Here is a 20,463-nt window from a genome sequence, read left to right as displayed (position 1 = left end):
CCTGGTCTCGAGCGCGACCGCCTGGGGCGCGAGCGGGTCGGGCCCCAGGCGGTCGCGCTCGAGACCAGGAAACCGTCGTCCGTGGCCGCGGCAGGAAGAGCCTGCGGACGCGAGCCGTTGGACGACACCGCGTACGTCACCGCGACCGCACCCACCGCGACCACGGCCGCAGCGCCCGCGCCGATCAGCGAGCGGCGAAGGACGCGCAGGCGAGCCTGGCGCGCCTTGACCTGCTGCGCCTTCTCACGCACCGCCTCACGGCGATCGCGTTCGGCGGGCACATTCGGCGACTGGTCGTTGGACATGGAACCTCTCGGGCACGGCGGTGCCGCAACAAATCTGGGGATCGCTCGGGTTGGGGCGAACGAGCATCGATGCTAGCCAGGCTGGCTGAGAAAAGCCCAGACGCATGGCATACTGACCCTGCGCCCAACGTCGAGCGCGCGGGGTCGCCCCCGCTCATTCCATTCACTACGGATCGTCCGGCACGTACCTGCCGGTGAAGGAGAAGAGAACATGGCGTCCGTCACATTTGACAACGCAACCCGTCTGTACCCCGGTGGCACCCGTGCCGCCGTCGACAAGCTCAACCTCGAGGTGGGAGACGGCGAGTTCCTCGTCCTTGTCGGCCCCTCCGGTTGCGGTAAGTCCACGTCGCTCCGCATGCTGGCCGGCCTCGAAGAGGTCAACTCGGGCCGCATCCTCATCGGCGACCGCGACGTCACCGACGTCCCCCCGAAGGACCGTGACATCGCCATGGTCTTCCAGAACTACGCGCTGTACCCCCACATGACGGTCGCCGAGAACATGGGCTTCGCGCTCAAGATCGCAGGCGTCGGCAAGGAAGAGCGCGCCGCGCGCGTCCTCGAGGCCGCCAAGCTCCTCGACCTCGAGCAGTACCTGACCCGCAAGCCGAAGGCCCTCTCGGGTGGTCAGCGTCAGCGTGTCGCCATGGGCCGCGCGATCGTCCGTCAGCCCCAGGTGTTCCTCATGGACGAGCCGCTGTCGAACCTCGACGCCAAGCTCCGTGTCCAGACGCGTACGCAGATCGCGTCGCTGCAGCGCCGCCTCGGCGTCACCACGGTCTACGTCACGCACGACCAGACCGAGGCGCTCACCATGGGCGACCGCATCGCCGTGCTCAAGGACGGCCTGCTCCAGCAGGTCGGCACCCCGCGCGACCTGTACGAGAAGCCGAAGAACGTCTTCGTCGCCGGCTTCATCGGCTCGCCCGCGATGAACCTGTTCTCGGTCGACCTCGCCGAAGGCGGCGTCCGCTTCGGTGACCTGGTCGTCCCCGTCGAGGCCGACGTCATCGGCAAGGCGCACGGCTCGGAGGTCACCATCGGTGTCCGCCCCGAAGACATCCAGGTCGCTCCGGCCGACGGCCGCGGCCTGTCGGTCGTCGTCGACCTCGTCGAGGAGCTCGGCGCGGACGGCTACCTCTACGGCCACACCGACATCAACGGCAAGCGCACCGACCTGGTCGCCCGTGTCGACGGCCGCCGTCACCCGAACGCCGGCGAGACCGTCGTCCTGGCTCCGGTCCCCGGACACGTGCACGTGTTCGACGCCACCTCGGGCGACCGCCTGACCGACAAGGCCATCGCCTCGGCCTGATCGACGCGCCGCACCTGTTTTCCCCGGAGACACCGTGTCCGAATCCCTCCGCATCACCGCCAGCGCCGTCGACCCGGGACTCCTGCAGCTCCCCTGGTCGACTGGTCTCGCCGACTGGCCGAGCAACCACATCGTCGCGCTCCCCAAGGGCATCTCCCGCCACCTCGTGCGTTTCGCGAACCTGTCCGGACGCGTGGTCGCGATCAAAGAGACCACCGAAGAGATGGCGCGCCGCGAGTACGACATGCTCGGCAACCTCGACCGCCTCGACGCCCCGTGCGTCGATCGGATCGCGGTCATCGCGGGACGCACCGACGCCTCGGGTCGTCCTCTTCCCGCGGCGCTCGTCACCGCGCACCTGCGCTTCTCGCTCCCCTACCGCGCCCTGTTCACGCAGGTGCTGCGCCCCCACACGGCGACGCGCCTCGTCGACGCCCTGGCCGTCCTCCTGGTGCGTCTGCACAACGTCGGGTTCTACTGGGGTGACGTGTCGCTGTCGAACACCCTCTTCCGCCGCGACGCCGGCGAGTTCGCCGCCTACCTCGTCGACGCCGAGACCGGCGAGCTCCACGGCAACCGCTTGAGCCCGGGACAGCGCGCGCACGACCTCGACATCGCGCGAACGAACATCGCCGGCGAGATCATGGATCTCGAAGCGGGCGGTCGTCTGGAGGGCGGACTGGATGCCGTCGCCATCGCCGACGGTCTCGTCTCGTCGTACCACTCGCTGTGGGGCGCCCTGACCGACAAGGAGTCGTTCGCCGTCGACGAGTCGTGGCGCATCACCGAGCGCGTGCACCGTCTGAACGCCCTCGGCTTCGACATCGGCGAGATGTCGATGAGCACGACGCCCGACGGCACCCGCGTGTCCATCCAGCCGAAGGTCGTCGACGCCGGTCATCACCAGCGACGACTGCTCCGCCTGACCGGACTCGACGTCGAAGAGAACCAGGCCCGGCGCCTGCTCAACGACCTCGACGAGTTCCGCGCCCGCGTGTCACGACTGGGGTCGGACGAAGAGATGGTCGCCCACGAGTGGCTCACGCGTGTCTTCGAGCCGATCGTCATGGCGATCCCCTTCGATCTGCGCGCCAAGCTCGAGCCCGCCGAGGTCTTCCACCAGGTTCTCGAGCACCGCTGGTACATGTCGCAGGCGCGCGGCCGGTCCGTGCCGCTCGCCGAGGTCGTGTCGTCGTACATCGACGACGTCCTGCGCCACCGCCGCGACGAGGCCACCGTCATGGGCCCGCCGACCGACACGATGTCACTGCCCACGGTGTCCGACGCCGACGCTCCCGCGACGGGCGAGGTGCCGACGACCGACACCGACGTCGTGGACTGGCGCGACCTGGTCTGACGCCGCCGCTCCTCGACGCGGAAGGCCGTGGCATCCGGAGACGATCCGGGATGCCACGGCCTTCCGCGTAAGAGCCGGGTTTCAGTAACCGACGGTGAAACGCTCGCGCGTGTGCTTCGGGTTCTCGATCTCGTCGAGGACCGCGACCGCGAAGTCGGCGCCGCCGATGAAGGAGTTGCCGTCGCCGTCGACGACGAGGACGTCGCCGCCGTCGCGGTACGCGCCCGTCCGCTCGCCCGGAGCCCACGAGCCGAAGCCGCCCGCGGGGTGGATGTAGAACCAGTCGCGACCCGTGTCGTCGGCCTGCAGGTCTTCGAGGATGCCGATGGCCTCGCGGGCCTCGGGCTTGTACTCCTCGGCGAAGCCGTCGGTGTCGATCAGGCGCGGGCCGCCCTCGGCAACGAGCGAGCCACCGGCGCCGCCGACGACACCCACCCGGACATTGTCGGGAAGAGCCGCGACGAGCTGGGCGATGGCCGGGCGGAGCTTGCCCTCCATGTCGCCGCGCGGAGCCACGGCGGACACGACCACGTCGACGCCCTCGAGCTGGGCGACCAGGCCGGGAACGTCGAGGACCGTGCCTTCGAGGTAGGTCACGCCCTCCACGCGATCGGTCGGGACCGACCGGGCGATCGAGACGGCGGTGTGTCCGCGGCGGGCGGCCTCGGCGACGATGTGGCTACCGGCGTAGCCGGTTCCTCCGATGACGGCGATACGGGTCATGAGCGTTCCTTCCTCGACGGGATCAGTGCGCGGCGCGAAGCGTCGACACCTGGTACAGAGCCACGGATGCCGCGATACCGGCGTTCAGCGACTCGGTTGCGGCGGAGATCGGGATCGACACGACCTGGTCGCAGGTCTCGGTCACCAGGCGCGAGAGGCCCTTGCCCTCGGAGCCCACGACGATGACCACGGGACGATCCGCGAGCTCGAGCGCGGGCAGCGAGACCTCGCCGTCGCCGGCGAGACCGAGCACGAACACGCCCTGCTTCTTGAACTCTTTCAGCGTCGCGGTGAGGTTGGCCGCGAGCGCCACCGGGATGCGCGCCGCGGCTCCGGCACTGGTTTTCCACGCCGCGGAGTTGACGCTCGCCGAACGGCGCTGCGGAAGGATCAGCCCCTGGCCGCCGAACGCGCCGGTCGAGCGGATGATCGCCCCGAGGTTGCGCGGGTCGGTGACGCCGTCGAGGGCGACGAGCAGCGGGACCTCGCCGCGATCGATGATCTCTTCGAGCAGGTCTTGCGGGTGCGCGTACGTGTAGGGCGGCACCTTCAGGGCGACACCCTGGTGGACGCCGTCGAAACCGGCCATCCGGTCGAGCTCGGGGCGGGTGACCTCGAGGACCGGGATACCGCGGTTCGTCGCGATCGAGAGCATCTCTTTGACGCGGTCGTCCATCTCGACCCGCTGTGCGATGTAGAACGCCGTCGCGGGGATCCTGGCGCGCAGCGCCTCGAGCACCGAGTTGCGGCCGGTGACGGTCTCGGTGTCGTCGGACGCCTTCGGGCTCTTCCGGTTCGCGTTACCGCCGACGCCGCGGACGGCGGGCTTGGCCTTGCCGCCGGCGGCGGCGTAACGCTCCTGGGCGGCCTTGCGCTTGCCGGCGGGGTGCCACGCGCGGTCTTCGGCCTTGGGGGTGGGACCCCGACCCTCGAGCGCCTTGCGGGAGTGCCCGCCGGTGCCCTTCAGAGGGCCCTTCTTCTTGCCGGGGTTGCGTGCGCCCGGGCGTCCTGGCTTAGCCATCGATACTCCAGTGGGTTCCGGCTGGAGTGTCCTCCAGCGTGATTCCTGCGGCGGCGATCGCGTCACGGATGCGATCCGCGGCCGCCCAATCCTTGTCCGCGCGCGCTTGCGCGCGCTGCGTGATCATCGTCTGGACGAGGGTGTCCAGAGCGGCGGTCTCCGCTCCCCCGCCGGTGCCACCCCACTGAGAAGAGTGAGGGTTGATCCCCAGGACGAGCGTCATCTGCATGACGTCCATGACATCCTGCTTCGCCTCATCGTACTTGCCGGCGTCGAGCAGCGCATTTCCGGACCGGATGCTCGAGTGGATGGCCGCCAGGGCCCGGGGCACCGAGAGGTCGTCGTCCATGGCGTCGGAGAACTCGGTGGGCAGCCCCTCCTTCCCCTCGGGCCACCCGGGCTCAACGACTCGTCGGGCCCGGTCGAGGAACGTCCGGATCCGGCCGAGGGCAGCCTCGGCCTCAGCCCACGATGTGTCGCTCAGATCGAGGTTGGAGCGGTAGTGCGCCGCGGCGAGCGCGTATCGCACCACCAGCGGGTCGTGCGCGTCGAGCACGTCGGACGCGAGGGTGAAGTTGCCGAGCGACTTCGACATCTTCTGCCCGTCGACGGTCACGAGACCGTTGTGCACCCAGTAGCGCGCGAACGCGTCGCCCGCCGCCGTCGACTGGGCGATCTCGTTCTCGTGATGGGGGAAACGCAGATCGAGTCCGCCGCCGTGGATGTCGAACTCGGGGCCGAGGTACCGGCGCGACATCGCGGAGCACTCGATGTGCCAGCCCGGCCGGCCCGCACCCCACGGCGATGCCCACGTCGCCGACGCGGGCTCACCCGGCTTCGCGCCCTTCCACAGGGCGAAGTCGTGCGGGTCGCGCTTTCCCCGGGGGTCGGCGTCGGACGCGGGCTCCATGGCATCCAGGCTCTGACGCGTGAGCTCGCCGTAGGTCGGCCAGGAGCGCACGTCGAAGTAGACATCCCCCTCGGCGGCGTAGGCGTGACCGCGCTCGATGAGCTCGGCGATCAGTTCCTGCATCTGCGTGACCGACGCCGTCGCGCGCGGCTCGTAGGTCGGCGGGAGGATGCCGATGGCGGCGTACGCGCGGGAGAACTCGAGTTCCATCCGGTACGCGAGCGCCCACCACGGCTCGGTGTCGGTGGCGTTCGCGAGCACCTTGTCGTCGATGTCGGTGACGTTGCGGACGAAGGTCACCCGGCCGAAGCGGTGAGCGAGCCAGCGGCGGAGGAGGTCGAAGGCGAGAGCGGCGCGCACGTGCCCGATGTGCGGACCGGATTGAACGGTCGGTCCGCAGACGTAGAGGGTGACGTTCGACGGGTCGAGAGGCGTGAAGTCACGCAGGGCCTGAGCCTTCGTGTCGTAGAGCCGAACAGTCACCGCCCCAGCCTACCGGCCGCCTGTCTCCGCGACCCGAGTCTCCGACGCGCGACGCGTGCCGCGGGCGCCCCCGGAGGGCACCCGCGGCACGCGTCGGCCAGGGCGATCAGCGGCTCAATCGGCTCGCCGTGATCCGCGGCACGAGGAGGGCGGCGACGGCACCGACCAGGGCGGGGATCGCGAAGGCGTAGAAGTTCCACTCCACCGGGACCTGCGCGGCCAGCACCGCGGCGCCGAGCGGCGGACCGACGATCGCGCCAATGCGCCCGATCGACAGGGCCCAGGCGATCCCGTTGGCGCGCAGCTCCGTCGGATAGCGGGTGACCATGAGGGCGTTGCTCATGATCTGCGAGCCGATGAAACCGAACCCGCTGATGAACATGAGCACGTACATCAGCCAGAGCGGCGGGGCGAAGGCCATCAGGACGAGGCCGAGGGTGCCGGTGAGGAACGCGATGACGACCATCGCCTTGGCCCCGATGATGTCGGCGATCCGTCCGCCCACGATCACACCGACGATCACGCCGAGCCACATCGCCGCCGTGAGATAGAGCGCATTGCCGATGGCGTAGTCAGCGGCCTGGAGGATGGTCGGCAGCCACGCGCTGATGCCGAACACCAGCAGAAGACCGCAGAACGACACGATCCAGAACAGCACGGTGGCGGGCGCCACGCCCCGGGCGAAGAGCGCACCGAGACCCAGCCAGCGTCCCGGGTGGCTTTCGACCTGGGCGCTCGGGTCGGGCAGGCCGAAGGCCGTCGCCAGCTCCCGCGCCTCGTCGCGGCGCCCGGTGCGCCAGAGGAACGCGGGGCTCTCGGGGAGCCGCCGCAGGAGTGGCAGGAGGATGAGCGCCGGGACGACGCCGATGACGTAAAGCCAGCGGTAGCTCTGCTGCTGCAGGAGCGCGGCCAGGAGGGGTGCGCACAGTGCTCCGAGACCGTAGCCGGCCATCGTGAGACCGATGTTGCGGCCGATGCGCCCCGGCTTGCTGATGTCCGCGGTGTACGCGTTCACCGTCGGCAGGACGACACCCAGGCCGAGCCCGACGACCAGGCGTCCGACGCCGAAGAGCACGGGCTCGCCCGCGACGGCGCAGATGAGCATGCCGACGGTGAACAGGACCACGGCCACACCGATGAGGCGGACCTGTCCGACACGTTGCACGATGGCCCCCGCTACGGCGGCTCCGACGAGCATGCCGACGCTGATGATCGCGCCGATCAGCCCGGCTGCGGGGAGGGTGAGCCCGAAGCCCGGGTCCTTCATGATCAGGGGGACGGAGGCACCCCAGACAGCGAGGTCGAAACCCTCGAGGGTGCAGATGAGCGTCGCGATCGCGAGGGCGCGACCGCTGCTGAGGAGCGGCCGCGACGCTCGTGTCGCGGCCGCGCGGGCGGTGGATGTGGTCATGGTGGCTCCTCGTCGTTGAGAGAACATCGGGTACTGCGGAAGGCGCGGGCGAAGGTCGTCAGCGCATGAGGGTGGTGTGATCGACCCCCTCACCGGGGGCGAGCACGATGTCGAAGCGGGTGCGGGCCCACTTCCGACCGCCCACGTCACGACCGTCGGGGGTCGGTTCGTCGGCGGCGTGGTGCGACCAGTCGTAGATCAGACTGTCGCGGACGCCGAACACGGAGTCCGCGTCGAGCAACTCGTCCCCACGAACGAAGATATGGGTGACCAGGGTGCGATACCCCGGCGCCGTCACCAGGAAGTGCAGGTGCGCTGCACGGTAGGGGCTGCGGCCGGTCGCTCGCAGCAGCTCCCCCACGGGGCCGTCGTCGGGGATGGGGTAGGGCGTGGGGAACAGGCCCCAGAAGCGGTAGTCGCCCTCGGAGTCGCTGAAGAGGTGCGCACGCCCGTACACCTCGAAGTCGTCGTGCTGGACGTCGTAGAGTCCGTCCTCGTCCGCTTCCCATACCTCGATGCGAGCCCCGGGGATCGGCGTTCCCTCGACGTCGCGCACGGATCCCTGCACCCACGCCGGCTCGCCCGGCGCACCCCCGGAGAGGTCGCCCCCGAGCGGGATCTGCGGCGAGTCGTTGAGGAAGAACGGTCCGAAGACCGTCGCTTCGGTGGCATCCCCCACCGCCTCGTTGTTGACGGTGACGGTCTGCATCGACACGCCCAGCACGTCGGAGAGGAGGACGAACTCCTGTCGCGTCGGACTCGTGATGCGGCCGACACGCGTGAGGAAGTCGATCGCGACGTTCCATTCCTGCTCCGTGAGTCGCACCCGGCGCACGTAGTCGTGCAGGGTGTCGACCAGCTCTTCCATGAGGAGTTTCAGCCGCGCGTCGGAGGTGCCCGCGAACGAGGCCCGAACCCGCTCGACCAGCGCGTCTTCGCGGGCGGTCTGCTCATCGCTCTCGACGGTCATGCCGTCACCTCCTCGAGGGGTGCGCCCGCCCACGCCGCGCGCAGGAGGGTCGTCAGGTCATTCAGGCCCACCGGGCGAGGGGTGCTCGGCGGGATCGACGGCAGCGCGAGTTCCGCGGCTTCGGCGATGTCGCCCTCGCGCATGCCCAGGTCACGCAGTCCGGCCGGGATGCCGAGCTCGGCGCGCAGTGCCAGGAGCCCCGGTCCCGCGGGCACACCGCCGAGCGCCCGCGACACACGACCGGCGGCATCGGGAGCCGCGGGGGCGACGAAAGCCGTGACGTACGGCAGGACGATCGCGTGCATCTCGGCGTGCGAGAGGTTGTAGGCGCCACCGAGCGTGTGGCAGATCTTGTGATGGATGCCGCTGCCGGCCGAAGCGAACGCGACGGCGGCGAGGTACGCACCGTAGAGAGTCTGCTCGCGCGCCCCGAGATCATCGGGATCGGCGGACAGTCGACGCAGTCCGGGGACGAGCGCACGGATTCCCTCGGTGCCGAGCGCGCGGTTGATCGGGTCGGCCCGGGGAGCCCAGAAACCGTCGACCGCGTGCGCGAGAGCGTTCATGCCGCTGGCGGTGGCGAGGCCCGCCGGCAATGAACGCGACAGCGCCGCGTCGTAGATGATCGCGCGCGGGAGCACGCGAGGGTCGGATCCGGTGACCTTGCGGCCGTCCTCCGTCTGACCCCACACATCAGTGGCCTCCGAGCCGGCGAAGGTCGTCGGGACGGCCACCAGCGGCAGCGCGGTGTCGCGGGCGACGACCTTCCCCAGGCCCGTCGCCGACCCGCCGCCGACGGTGAGGACGAGGTCGGCGTCGACCTCGCGCGCGAGCCGGACGGCGGCCTCGGCGTTCTCGACCGGGACGTGCTGCACGACCTCGTCGATCCGGGCGGCGACGGGCACGCGCTCGAGGATCCGGGCGACGACCTCCGGAGCGGCAGCGTCGGCGACCAGCAGCACACGCTGCCCACCGAGATCCCCGACCGCCGTCGCGACGTTGTCGGCGGCGGCATCCGTGCCGAACAGCACCCTCTGCCCGAGAGTGCGGTGGTCGAAACTCAACGCCATCTCGAGATCACTCCCCCGCCCCGAGCCGGAACAGGCTCAGCGCGTTCGTGCGGCCGATCTTGCGGCGGTCGGCGTCGGAGATGGATGCCGTGTCGAACCACTCCGCGGCATGATCGATGTTCTCGAACGGCCAGTCCGTGGCGAACAGGATGCGGTCGGCACCGATCTCCAGGACGGCATCGATGAGGCTCTGCGTGCGGAAGTTGCCCGACGTGGTGATCCAGAAGTTCTCGGAGAAGTAGTCGACGAACTTCCGCTGCGCGGGATAGGTGTGCGGCGCCTCGACCCACTTGTTGCGGTGGTCGATGCGGTAGAGCATCGCGGGGATCCCCTCCCCCATGTGCCCGATCACGATCTTCAGGCCGGGGTGCTCGTCGAAGAGCCCACTCGCCATGAGGCGGAGTGCGTGCACGGCCGTCTCCTGCGCGAAGCCCCACGTCGGCCCGAGCAGCCACGGGTGACCGTCGTAGATCCGGGCGTCCTGAGGGAGCGGATTGCGGGGGTGGAGGTAGAACGGCACGTCGAGCCGCTCGACCTCGGCCCAGAACGCGCGGTACTGAGGAAGGTCGTAGTAGAGCGGGTCGTGTCCGTCTCCGTGCTGCTCGTCCTGCGAGAACCCGTTCACGAGGGCTCCGACGAATCCGAGCTCTTCCACGCACCGACGTAGCTCCGCGGTCGCGGCATCCGGATCCTGAAGAGGAAGTGCCGCGAACGCGCGGAAACGATCGGGCCTCTTGGCGACCTCTTCGGCGAGCACGTCGTTGGCGATCCGCGCGTACTCCACCGCGCGGTCGCGCTGCGGGATCGCCTGGATCGCGGGAGCGTTGAGGGAGAGCACGCATGTCTCGATGCCGTGCGCGTCCATTTGGTCGAGACGCTGCCCGTGGATGTCGAGCAGACGGTCCTGAAGGATCCTCCAGTAGTCGCCGGGCACGAAGCCCGCCGAGTCCTGCAGGGTCTGGGGAATGGCGAAATGCTCCTCGAGAGCGATCTTTCCGTTCATCGGGCGAGCACTGCTTCCTTCTCGGTGGTGGTGACGGCGCTGAGCAGAGTGGCGAGCAGCGAGCGCAGTTCCTCAGGGGTGGATGCCACACCGTAGGTGTAGCGATCGGGTCGCACGACGGCGGCGACCAGGCCGCTGCTTCGGAAGTAGCGGGTGTAGACGCCGCCCGTGTCGGAGAACCGCGCACGTTGGAACATGGACGTGATCGCGAAATCGGCGACCTCGCCGCCGACGGCCGCGAAAGCGGCGCGCACCTCGTCGTCCAGCGCCGACAACGCCGCGGGCTCCGACACCACGATGAGCCAGTCGGCGGGGGCGAGGTCGTCGAACAGCCCGGTCCCCTCCGGCGTCGACACCAGTCCCTGCGGGAACAGGCTTCCATCGCTCGCGATGAGCCCGCCGCGCAGCGCGGGGTAGATCAGCTTGTCCGGCTTCTGGTTGGCCTGCCGGGCCGCGAGCATCCGTCGATCACGCTCGGCCGCTCGGAGAGGGTCACGTTCGGTCTGCACGCGTCCGAGTTCCACGGCGCGCTCGGTGATGAAACGCACGTGCGGCTCACGCTCGGCCTGATAGGTGTCGAGCAGCTCGTCGGGCGCTCCGTCGATGACCATCCCGAGCTTGAACGCGAGGTTTCGAGCGTCCCGGATGCCGGAGACCATGCCCTGCGCGAGGAACGGGGGCATCTGGTGCGCGGCATCGCCGGCCAGGAACACGCGGCCCGCGCGCCAGCTGTGCGCGATGAGCGACATGAACGTGTAGTTCGCGGTCCGGATGAGCTCGGCGTGGTGCGGCTGGAGGTAGGCCGCGACCTTTGCCCACACGAAGCCGGGTTCGGTGACCTCCTCGCGAGTCTGACCGGGCTCAAGGCGGAACGAGAAGCGATGGTGCCCGGGACCGATGTTGACGATGGCGATCGGCCCGTCGGGGTCGCACACCTGCCGGAAGGTCGGCAGCGTCTCCACCTCCCCGTGCAGGGCGAAGTCGCACACGAGCCAGTTCTCGAAGAACCCGTAGTCGTCCCAGGTCGATCCGATGTGCGATCGGACGAAGCCGTTGCCGCCGTCGGCGCCGACGACGAACCGCCCCGCGACCTGAAGCGACGATCCGTCGCCGCGGACCGCCGCGACCTCGACGTGGTCGTCGGCGTCGCGGATCGCGGTGACGGTCGCACCGCGCACGATCTCGACGTTCGGCATCGACGCGAGGAGTTCGACGAGGGTCTTCTCCACGTGGGGCTGGTACATCATGTATTGCGCAGGCCAGCCGCTGCGACCCGGGTTGTCGTACTCGATGTCGAGCAGGACCTCGCCTGCGGCGTTGGTCCAGACGTAGCCCGACTGCACGTTCGTCCCGGGCAGCATCTTCTCGGCGACGCCCAGCTTCTGGAACGTCCGCATCGTCTCGTCGTCGAACGCTGCGGCACGCGGAAGGTTGTAGAGGCTCTCGTACCGCTCCAGCACAGTGACCGTCCGGCCCTGCTGTCCGAGCAGCGCCGCCAGCGTCATGCCCGTCGGACCGCACCCCACGATCACCACATCGTTCATCGTCATCGGATCTCCTTCGAACCGTTTCACTATCGTGAACGCGTTCACCATAGTGAAGCTGACGGTACCACGTCCCCCGCTACGATCGGAAGATGTCCGACCCGATCGACGCCGACGACGACGCAGCCCCGCAGCGTCAGGGGATCCAGTCCGTCGAGCTCGCGATGCAGGTGGTGCGAGCGCTGGAAGAAGGTCGCGGCCCCCGCACTCTCTCGCAACTGGCGCAGGCATGCGGGATGAGCACGAGCAAGGTGCACCGGTACCTGGTGAGCCTCATCCGCTCGGGGCTCGTGTCGCAGTCCCAACGCACCGGCCTGTACGACTTCGGCCCGGCCGCGCGACGCGTCGGCATCGAAGCCCTGCGCCGCGTCGACGAGGTCGCCCTGGCAACCGAGTACCTCCCCTCCCTCCGCGACCGCACCACGCACTCGGTCAACCTCGCCGTCTGGGGAGACAACGGGCCGGTGCTCGTGCACTGGGAGTACGGCGAACACGCGCTGCCCATGAACATCCGCATCGGCTCGACGCTGCCGCTCCTGGACTCCTCGGTGGGCCAGGTGTTCCTCGCCTACCTCCCCGAGGCCATGACGCGCTCGGCGATCGTCGACGCGGCCTCCGCCGGCGAGAGCGCTGTCGCGGCCATGACACACGCCGAGCGCATTCGCGCGGCCGTCCGCGAGCGACGCGCGTCCGTGACCTCGGGCAGCGTCATGGCGGGACTCGCCGCCGTGGCGGCCCCGGTCTTCGCCGAAGGGTCGCTGCCCCTCGCCGTCTCCGTCGCTCTGCCGGCGCGCCTGGCCGACGACGAAACGGTGGCCGCCATCGAACGCGAACTGCACGTCACCACGGCGGAGATCACCGCGGCGCTGGGCGCCACCACCGACGGACACATTCCCGTCACACGCCGCGGCTAACCTCGCAGCATGGACCTCGACATCCGCCTCGACGACCTCTCCGGCACACCGACGCGAGAGCTGGTGACGGCACATGTCGCCGGGATGCTCGCGAACACTCCGCCTGAGAGCTGCCACGCCCTGGATGCTGACGCGCTCATGGGCAAGGAAGCACTGCTGTGGTCAGCATGGGTCGACGGAGAACTCGCCGGCATCGGCGCCCTGTCGCCGTTCGGCGCCGAGGAGGGAGAACTGAAGTCCATGCGCGTGACCGACGCGTTCCTCGGGAAGGGCATCGGCCGCGCGATCCTGCGCCACATCGTGGCTGAGGCGCGGGCGCGTGGCATCCGGAGCCTGTGGCTCGAGACCGGCAGCGGCGACGACTTCGCGGCCGCGCGCGGCCTCTACGCGAGCGAGGGCTTCGTCGAGTGCCCGCCCTTCGGCGACTACCGACCCGACCCGCTGTCGACCTTCATGACGCGCGAGGTCTAGAGCGGAAGCACCAGCGCGGTCGCGAAGGCGGCGACTCCCTCGGTGCGTCCGGTGAAGCCGAGCCTGTCGGTCGTGGTGGCGCTGACCGAGACCGGCGCCCCGCCGAGAGCGCGTGAGAGCACATCCTCCGCCTCGACCCGGCGCGCGGCGAAACGCGGGCGGTTGGCCTGCACCTGGACGGAGACATTCCCGACGCGCCAGCCGGCGTCTTCGATCAGCCGCACCGTGTGCGAGAGGAAGGCCTCGGCGTGCGCACCCGAGAACTCGGGCCGATCGGTGCCGAAGTGGGTGCCGATATCGCCGAGGCCCGCGGCCGAAAGCAGAGCGTCGACGATCGCGTGAGCGACGGCGTCACCGTCGGAGTGCCCGGACAGCCCCTGCTCGCCGGGCCACTCGAGACCAGCAAGCCAGAGCGTTCCCTCGCCGCCGAAGCCGTGGACGTCGGTCCCGATACCGATGCGCGGCGCGGCCGGGCGTCGCGACGCGACGAGAGCTCGCGCGCGGTCGAGATCGGGGGCGGTGGTGATCTTGAAGGAGTCCGCGTGGCCCGCGACCGTCACGACGTCATGGCCGGCAGCCGCGACGAGGGCGGCGTCGTCGGTGTGGTCAGCGTCGGCTGACGCGACCGCTGCCTCGAGCACGTCGCGTCGGAAGCCCTGGGGCGTCTGGGCGGCGGCGAGCTCGGAACGATCCACCGCGGCGAGAATGACCCCGTTCTCATCGACGCGCTTGATCGTGTCGACGACGGGGACGGCCGGGATGACGGCCGGTGCGCCACCCTCGAGCGCGTCGATCACGCGTTCGAACACCGAGACCGGGGTCAGCGCGCGCGCGGCGTCGTGCACGAGCACGAGGTCCACGTCCGCATCGAGCGCCGAGAGGCCCGCGGCCACGGATTCCTGTCGGGTGCGACCGCCCACGACGACGCGGACGGCGTCTCCGCCATCACCGTCTCCAGGATCGCCGGACACGGCCTGAACGTCGGCGCGGGCGGCATCCTGAAACCCGTCGGGCACGACGACCACGACCTGGGCGCGCGGTGCCGCCAGAACCCCCCGGAGGGAGTGACGCAGGATCGAGTCGCGATCGAGAGGCACGAAGGCCTTCGGCGCTCCCCCCTGGAGACGGGTGCCGGAGCCGGCGGCGACGACGATGACCGCGAGACGAGGGGAAGGCGAGGGGATCACTCCCCTACGCTAGCGCGGGCATCGCCCGCCGCTCGGAAGGAACGACGGGCGATGGAACGTCTCAGGACGCGAGGACCTCGTCGAGCACGACGCTCGCGCGGTCTTCGTCGGTCTTCTCGGCCAGAGCCAGCTCGGACACGAGGATCTGGCGAGCCTTCGCCAGCATGCGCTTCTCGCCCGCGGAGAGCCCGCGGTCCTGGTCGCGGCGCCACAGGTCGCGGACGACCTCGCTCACCTTGATGACGTCGCCCGAGGCCAACTTCTCGAGGTTCGCCTTGTAGCGGCGAGACCAGTTGGTGGGCTCTTCGGTGAACGGTGCGCGCAGCACGTCGAAGACGCGATCGAGACCCTCTTTACCGATGACGTCGCGAACGCCGACCAGGTCGACGTTGTCAGCCGGGACCTCGATCACGAGGTCGCCTTGCGTGACGTTCAGCTTCAGATACTTCTTCGTCTCGCCCTTGATGACGCGTTCTTTGACCTCGATGATCGTGGCCGCGCCATGGTGCGGGTAAACGACGGTCTCGCCAACCTCAAAAAGCATGGAGTTATGTCCTTTCGGCAACATCCAGGATACCACAGGCACTCATACGCTAAGGTTCCGCCCTCCTGACCCGCTTCCGCTCCGCGCGCGCCCTCGCGCGTGCGACGCGACGCGCGAAGGGGTACCGCGTTCGCACCCGAACCGACCGCGGTGCGCCGACCCCGTAGGATGAAGGTGTGCCGTCTGTCGTCCTGGGAGGATCCGTGAAATCGCGCCTGATCGCGTCCATCGCCGTAGGTGCCGCCGTCGTGCTGGGCACGACGGGTTGCAACATCCTTGCGCCCCAGGCGACGACGATCGACTACTCCGCCTCTGACGGAGTCAACGTCCCCGCCGCTTCGGGCCCCCTCGACGTCCGCAACGCTCTGATCGTCGCCGACGAGAGCGGCGAGGTCGGCAACTTCGTCGCCGCCGTCGTCAACTCCACGACCGAGCCGCAGACGCTGCGCCTCGAGGTCGGCGAGGGCTCCTCGGCCGTTCGCGCCTCGGTCAAGGTCCCCGCCAGCAGCACCCTCAGCCTGGGCGACCTCACGAATGGTGTGGAGCCGCTCCGTCTCGACGGTATCGAGGCCGTCCCCGGATCGACCGTCCCGGTCTACTTCCAGTCCGGCGACGGCGAAGGGGCGCTCATGCAGGTCCCCGTCCTCGACGGCGCGCTGCAGTACCTGAAGACTCTCGCGCCCACCCCGCAGGCCACCGTCTGGAACACCCCGACGCCGACGCCCAGCGCGACACCGAGCCCCACGCCGTCCTCCTGACGGAATGATGAAGGCGCCGACGGATTCCCGTCGGCGCCTTCGTCATTCCCGCCTCAGGCCTCGAATCGGTAGCCGAGCCCTCGGACGGTGACGAGCATCGTCGGCTCGCTCGGGCTCTGCTCGATGCGCGAGCGGATGCGCTTGATGTGAACGTCGAGCGTCTTGGTGTCGCCGAAGTAGTCGGTGCCCCAGACCCGGTCGATGAGCTGACCGCGAGTCAGCACGCGGCCGGCGTTGCGCATGAGGACCTCGAGCAGCTCGAACTCCTTCAGGGGCATGTTGATCTCCGCTCCATCCACCGCCACGGTGTGTCGATCGATGTCCAGGGTGACGCGTCCTCCGCTGAGGATCCGGTCGTCGAGGTCGGCGTCATCCGGGGTCCGACGTCGCAGGACGGCGCGCATGCGGGCCAGCAGCTCCCGCGTCGAGTAGGGCTTCGTCACGTAGTCGTCGGCACCGAGCTCGAGCCCCACGACGATATCGACCTCGGAGTCCTTGGCCGTCAGCATGATGATCGGCACGTGCGACGACAGCCGGATCTGTCGGCAGACCTCGGTGCCCGGCATGCCGGGCAGCATCAGGTCGAGCAGCACGATGTCAGCACCGCGGTCGTGGAACGCCGTCAGGGCGAGAGCGCCGTCCTCGGCGATCTCGACCTCGTACCCCTCCCGCCGCAGCAGATAGGCCAGCGGGTCGGCGAGGTCCGGCTCGTCCTCGACGATCAGAACGCGGGTCATACGGTGTCTCCGTTCATGGGGGCGGGACGTGCAGCAGCGGCCTTGCGGCCCTTGCGTCCCGACTTGGGGCGGGGTTGCTCGAGGTCGGGCGCCTCGGACATCGGCAGTCGGATGGTGAACGTCGAGCCGCGGTCGGGGCGCGACCACAGTCGCACCTCGCCTCCGTGGCGCTGGACGGCGTGCTTGACGATCGACAGACCGAGCCCGGTTCCACCTGTGCGGCGGGATCGCGCCTGGTCGGCCCGGTAGAAGCGCTCGAATACGCGGTGCTGATCGGCTTCGGGGATGCCGATCCCGCGGTCGGTGACGGCGATCTCGACGACCGTGCCGTCGAGCTTCACCCCGACGCCCACCTTGGAGCCGCCGGGCGAATACGCGATCGCGTTCGCGACGAGGTTGCCCAGCGCCTCGGTGAGGATCTGCGGCTCGCCGCGCACCCACAGCCCTTTGGTCCCTCCGCGCACGACCGTCACCTGGGCCGAGTCCGCGGCGATCGCGTAGGCCTCGACCGCCGAGGTGACGACCTCGTCGATCGAGACGTCCCGCACGTCGCGCAGTTCGTCGGATGCCTGCAGACGAGACAGGCTCAGGATGCGGTTCACCAGGCCGGCCAACCGCGTCACCTCCGCCTGCAGCCGCGATGAGAAGTACCGCACCTGTTCCGGATCCTCGGCCGCGGATTCGATCGCCTCGGCCAGCAGGCTCACCGCCCCCACGGGAGTCTTGAGCTCGTGGCTGGTGTTCGCCACGAAGTCGCGACGCATCTCTTCGACGCGCTCGCGTTCGGTGATGTCACGCAGCACCAGGAGGACCAGTCGCGGCGAGATGGGAGTCGCGCGCACCGCGACCAGGCGCGGTTCTGCCGGCGCGGCACCACGGCGCAACCGCAGGTTCTCGCTGACCGACGCTCCCGTGTCACGCGCCGCCCGCGCGACGCGACGCAGTTCGTCGCTGGCGATCACCTCTCCGGCGACCAGACCGAAGACGCCCGCGGTCGATGAGAGCGCGAGAACCGTCGACGACATGTCGCAGACGAAGGCGGGGTCATCCATCGCCCCGAGCATCGCCTCGACGCCCTCGGGCAGATCGACGGCGGTCTGCGCCAACGAACGATCGCGTGCTCGCAGGGCTCCGACCACGAGGCCGACGATGCCGCCCCCGAGCAGGAGTCCCACGAGGAGCGCGAGCAGCGAGAGCTGCGGTGGTTCCATGCCCCCAGCGTAAAGGCGTGGTCACGGCGTCACCGGCCGTTCAGGCACGGGATGCCGAAGCCGAACGTTACTATTCACTGTCACGGCACCATTCGTTCATCTTCGCTGGAAACAATCCCCGGAGGTAGCGGAACGCACATGTGCCGTGCCGCCGACGGAAGGTACCGCGATGCGCGAAGTATTCCACCAGTCCCTCGAGGACGTTCAGGCCCGCCTGGTCGAGATCGCCGACCTGGTGACGGTCGCGATCGACCGCGCCACACGCGCGTTCGGCACCAGCGACGTCTCGCTCGCCGAAGAGGTCATCGAGGCCGACGCGATCATCGACGAGAAGGCCGTCGAGCTCGATGAGCTCGCGATCGAGATCCTCGCGCGTCAACAGCCCGTCGCGCGCGACCTGCGGATCGTCGTCACGGCGCTCCGGGTGAGCGCCTCGCTCGAGCGCATGGGCGACATGGCCGAGCACATCGCTCAGCTGGCGCGATCGCGCTTCCCCGAGCGCGCGATCCCGAAGGGCCTCAAGACGACGTTCACCCGCATGGGTGAACTCGACGTCGAGGTCGCGCGCAAGCTCGCCGAGCTGCTGCGTACTCAGGACCTGCGCATCGCCGAGGCGATCCGCGACGCCGACGACGACATCGACGAGCTGCACGTCAGCGTCTTCGAGAAGGTCCTGGGCGACTCGTGGAAGGGCGAGGCCACCGCGACGGTCGACGCCACCCTCGCGAGCCGTTACCACGAGCGCTTCGCCGACCACGCGGTGTCGGTCGCCAAGAAGGTGGTCTACCTCGCGACCGGCGACTGGGCCGGCGCCGACGACGAGATCGAGCACGAGCCTCACCCCGTGATCTGAGCGGCAAAACGAGAAGGGGGTGGATGCCGATCGGCATCCACCCCCTTCTTCGTCGCGGTGTCAGTGCTTGTTGCCCTGCGCAGCCACGGCCGCGGCGCCCGCGGCCGCCGCCTCGGGGTCGAGGTACTGGCCCGGGCCGAGCGGCTTCATGTCGTCGTCGAGCTGGTAGACGAGCGGGATGCCGGTGGGGATGTTGAGCTCGGCGATGTCGGCGTCGCTGATGCCCTCGAGGTGCTTGACGAGACCGCGCAGCGAGTTGCCGTGCGCGGTGACGAGGACCGTCTTGCCTGCCTGCAGGTCGGGGACGATGTCGCTGTGCCAGTACGGCAGCATGCGGTCGATCACGATCTTCAGCGACTCGGTGTCGGGCACCTCGCCGTCGATGCCCGCGTAGCGCGGGTCGCCGACCTGGCTGTACTGGTCGTCGGCGGGCAGGGGCGGCGGCGGAACGTCGAACGAGCGACGCCAGAGCATGAACTGCTCGTTGCCGAACTCCTCCAGGGTCTGCGCCTTGTCCTTGCCCTGCAGCGCGCCGTAGTGACGCTCGTTGAGGCGCCAGGAGCGCTTCACGGGGATCCACAGGCGATCGGCCGCGTCGAGGGCGATGTTCGCCGTCTGGATCGCGCGGCTGAGCACCGAGGTGTGCAGCACGTCGGGCAGGGTGCCGGACTCGGCGAGCAGCTCGCCGCCGCGCTTCGCCTCGGCCTTGCCCTGGTCGGTGAGTCGCACGTCGACCCAGCCGGTGAACTGGTTGGTCTTGTTCCACTCGCTCTGCCCGTGGCGGAGGAGGATCAGCGTGTGAGGCATGACTCCATGCTATCGACGCGCGGGCTGCTCCCGAGCGGAGCCTGCTCCCGAGCCGAGCCTGGCATCATGTCGGGAGTGACTTCCTCCCCCGTCGGCCGCCCGACCCGCGGCACGACCGGGACCAACCGCCTCCGCCGGATCGATCGGTGGATCGCTCGGCATCCCGTGCTCCGTCGCACCGAGGATCCGCTCGTGGTCGATCTGGGGTTCGGCGCGAGTTCGGTCACGCCCGTCGAGATGCTGTCGCGTCTCCGGCGCGAGCGCCCGGACGCGCGCGTCGTCGGTCTCGAGATCGACCCGGAGCGCGTGGAACGCGCCCGTGCCGAGGCGCGGGGCATCGACGGCCTGCGCTTCGCGCGCGGCGGCTTCGAGATCCCCCTGCCCCGCGGCGAGCGTCCCGCCGTCGTCCGCGCGATGAACGTGCTGCGGCAGTACGACGAGGGCGACGTCGCCGATGCGTGGGCCCTCATGTGCGCGCGACTCCAGCCCGACGGCATCCTCGTCGAGGGCACGTGCGACGAGATCGGTCGCGTCGCGACGTGGATCGAGGTCGGGGCGGATGCCGAGCCCCGGAGCCTCACGATCTCGCTCCGCCTCGCCGGGCTGGACGTGCCCTCGATCGCCGCCGAGCGTCTACCCAAGGCTCTGATCCACCGCAACGTCCTCGGGGAGCGCGTGCACGAGTTCGTGGCATCCGTCGATCGGGAGTGGACGCGGGCGGCCGCGGTCGCGCCCTTCGGGCCGGTGCATCGGTGGCGGACGGCGATGCACGCCCTCGCCGACGCCGGATGGCCGCTCGTGCGCCGCGAGCGCTGGCGGCTCGGCGAAGTCGGTGTGGCCTGGGACGCGGTGGCTCCGCGCTGACGCGC

20 protein-coding genes and 1 pseudogene are annotated in these 20,463 nt (G+C 69.6%); 7 read left to right on the top strand and 14 right to left on the bottom strand.

Going from position 1 to position 20,463, the window contains the following annotated elements; translation table 11 throughout:
- Positions 1–305: pseudogene (locus NS283_RS13875) on the bottom strand (protein-disulfide isomerase); the annotation flags it as partial.
- Positions 306–516: 211 nt separating this feature from the next.
- Between NS283_RS13875 and NS283_RS13870 the strand changes: the two are divergent.
- Positions 517–1,620 (top strand): ABC transporter ATP-binding protein, encoded by a 1,104-nt coding sequence (locus NS283_RS13870; RefSeq protein ID WP_058597443.1) that lies wholly within the window; start codon positions 517–519, stop codon positions 1,618–1,620.
- 34 nt (positions 1,621–1,654) lie between these two features.
- The gene (locus NS283_RS13865; protein ID WP_058597442.1) at positions 1,655–2,977 is read left to right on the top strand and encodes a DUF4032 domain-containing protein; all 1,323 of its coding nucleotides are present in this window, start codon (positions 1,655–1,657) and stop codon (positions 2,975–2,977) included.
- Positions 2,978–3,058: 81 nt separating this feature from the next.
- Here the strand turns inward: NS283_RS13865 and NS283_RS13860 are convergent, their stop codons facing one another.
- The 8 genes from NS283_RS13860 to mhpA all read right to left on the bottom strand — a co-directional run bounded on the left by NS283_RS13860 (position 3,059) and on the right by mhpA (position 12,118).
- Positions 3,059–3,700 (bottom strand): NAD(P)-dependent oxidoreductase, encoded by a 642-nt coding sequence (locus NS283_RS13860; protein ID WP_058597441.1) that lies wholly within the window; start codon positions 3,698–3,700, stop codon positions 3,059–3,061.
- 22 nt (positions 3,701–3,722) lie between these two features.
- On the bottom strand, positions 3,723–4,721 hold the full coding sequence (gene rlmB / locus NS283_RS13855; RefSeq protein WP_058597440.1) for a 23S rRNA (guanosine(2251)-2'-O)-methyltransferase RlmB: 999 nt from the start codon (positions 4,719–4,721) through the stop codon (positions 3,723–3,725).
- The gene (cysS, locus tag NS283_RS13850; RefSeq protein WP_058597439.1) at positions 4,714–6,114 is read right to left on the bottom strand and encodes a cysteine--tRNA ligase; all 1,401 of its coding nucleotides are present in this window, start codon (positions 6,112–6,114) and stop codon (positions 4,714–4,716) included. The genes rlmB and cysS overlap by 8 nt, the downstream gene beginning before the upstream one ends.
- Positions 6,115–6,220: 106 nt before the next feature.
- The gene (locus NS283_RS13845) at positions 6,221–7,525 is read right to left on the bottom strand and encodes an MFS transporter (protein ID WP_058597438.1); all 1,305 of its coding nucleotides are present in this window, start codon (positions 7,523–7,525) and stop codon (positions 6,221–6,223) included.
- 58 nt (positions 7,526–7,583) lie between these two features.
- Entirely contained in the window at positions 7,584–8,495 is a 912-nt protein-coding gene (locus tag NS283_RS13840; RefSeq protein ID WP_058597437.1) for a dioxygenase family protein, read from the bottom strand.
- Positions 8,492–9,565 carry a maleylacetate reductase gene (locus tag NS283_RS13835; protein ID WP_058597436.1) on the bottom strand — a complete coding sequence of 358 codons (1,074 nt, stop codon included), beginning with the start codon at positions 9,563–9,565 and terminating at the stop codon, positions 8,492–8,494. Before NS283_RS13835 ends, NS283_RS13840 begins: the two co-directional genes overlap by 4 nt.
- A gap of 7 nt (positions 9,566–9,572) precedes the next feature.
- Positions 9,573–10,568, bottom strand: coding sequence for an amidohydrolase family protein (locus tag NS283_RS13830; protein WP_058597435.1), 996 nt, complete (start codon positions 10,566–10,568; stop codon positions 9,573–9,575).
- Positions 10,565–12,118: a bifunctional 3-(3-hydroxy-phenyl)propionate/3-hydroxycinnamic acid hydroxylase MhpA gene (gene mhpA / locus NS283_RS13825; protein WP_058597434.1), complete on the bottom strand. Its 1,554-nt coding sequence runs from the start codon at positions 12,116–12,118 to the stop codon at positions 10,565–10,567. The genes NS283_RS13830 and mhpA overlap by 4 nt, the downstream gene beginning before the upstream one ends.
- Positions 12,119–12,204: 86 nt before the next feature.
- Between mhpA and NS283_RS13820 the strand changes: the two genes are divergently transcribed.
- Positions 12,205–13,026, top strand: coding sequence for an IclR family transcriptional regulator (locus tag NS283_RS13820; protein WP_058597433.1), 822 nt, complete (start codon positions 12,205–12,207; stop codon positions 13,024–13,026).
- Positions 13,027–13,035: 9 nt separating this feature from the next.
- A complete protein-coding gene (locus NS283_RS13815) occupies positions 13,036–13,497 on the top strand; it encodes a GNAT family N-acetyltransferase (protein WP_058597432.1) in 462 nt (153 codons plus the stop codon).
- On the opposite strand, the gene ispD is transcribed toward NS283_RS13815, so the two are convergent.
- Together ispD and NS283_RS13805 are read right to left on the bottom strand one after the other, a co-directional pair.
- Positions 13,494–14,684 carry a 2-C-methyl-D-erythritol 4-phosphate cytidylyltransferase gene (ispD, locus tag NS283_RS13810; RefSeq protein ID WP_058597431.1) on the bottom strand — a complete coding sequence of 397 codons (1,191 nt, stop codon included), beginning with the start codon at positions 14,682–14,684 and terminating at the stop codon, positions 13,494–13,496. The two genes, NS283_RS13815 and ispD, sit on opposite strands and share 4 nt — an antisense overlap.
- A 61-nt stretch (positions 14,685–14,745) precedes the next feature.
- The gene (locus tag NS283_RS13805; RefSeq protein ID WP_013585821.1) at positions 14,746–15,228 is read right to left on the bottom strand and encodes a CarD family transcriptional regulator; all 483 of its coding nucleotides are present in this window, start codon (positions 15,226–15,228) and stop codon (positions 14,746–14,748) included.
- A 203-nt stretch (positions 15,229–15,431) separates the two neighbouring features.
- On the opposite strand from NS283_RS13805, the gene NS283_RS13800 reads away from it, so the two are divergent.
- Positions 15,432–15,986 (top strand): hypothetical protein, encoded by a 555-nt coding sequence (locus tag NS283_RS13800; RefSeq protein WP_058597451.1) that lies wholly within the window; start codon positions 15,432–15,434, stop codon positions 15,984–15,986.
- Positions 15,987–16,039: 53 nt separating this feature from the next.
- On the opposite strand, the gene NS283_RS13795 is transcribed toward NS283_RS13800, so the two are convergent.
- Positions 16,040–16,723 carry a response regulator transcription factor gene (locus tag NS283_RS13795; protein ID WP_058597430.1) on the bottom strand — a complete coding sequence of 228 codons (684 nt, stop codon included), beginning with the start codon at positions 16,721–16,723 and terminating at the stop codon, positions 16,040–16,042.
- On the bottom strand, positions 16,720–17,934 hold the full coding sequence (locus NS283_RS13790; RefSeq protein ID WP_058597429.1) for a sensor histidine kinase: 1,215 nt from the start codon (positions 17,932–17,934) through the stop codon (positions 16,720–16,722). The genes NS283_RS13795 and NS283_RS13790 overlap by 4 nt, the downstream gene beginning before the upstream one ends.
- A 169-nt stretch (positions 17,935–18,103) precedes the next feature.
- Between NS283_RS13790 and phoU the strand changes: the two genes are divergently transcribed.
- Positions 18,104–18,787 (top strand): phosphate signaling complex protein PhoU, encoded by a 684-nt coding sequence (phoU, locus tag NS283_RS13785; protein ID WP_058597428.1) that lies wholly within the window; start codon positions 18,104–18,106, stop codon positions 18,785–18,787.
- A 60-nt stretch (positions 18,788–18,847) separates the two neighbouring features.
- On the opposite strand, the gene NS283_RS13780 is transcribed toward phoU, so the two are convergent.
- The gene (locus NS283_RS13780; protein WP_058597427.1) at positions 18,848–19,594 is read right to left on the bottom strand and encodes a phosphoglyceromutase; all 747 of its coding nucleotides are present in this window, start codon (positions 19,592–19,594) and stop codon (positions 18,848–18,850) included.
- Between the two features lie 66 nt (positions 19,595–19,660).
- On the opposite strand from NS283_RS13780, the gene NS283_RS13775 reads away from it, so the two are divergent.
- Positions 19,661–20,458: a class I SAM-dependent methyltransferase gene (locus tag NS283_RS13775; RefSeq protein WP_058597426.1), complete on the top strand. Its 798-nt coding sequence runs from the start codon at positions 19,661–19,663 to the stop codon at positions 20,456–20,458.
- Positions 20,459–20,463 lie beyond the last annotated feature (5 nt).

The sequence above is a fragment of the Microbacterium testaceum genome (assembly GCF_001476285.1).
In the GTDB taxonomy this organism is placed as follows: Bacteria; Actinomycetota; Actinomycetes; order Actinomycetales; family Microbacteriaceae; genus Microbacterium; species Microbacterium testaceum_B.
Note: the sequence above shows the minus strand (reverse complement) of the source record. Positions and strands in the feature narration are given on the sequence as shown.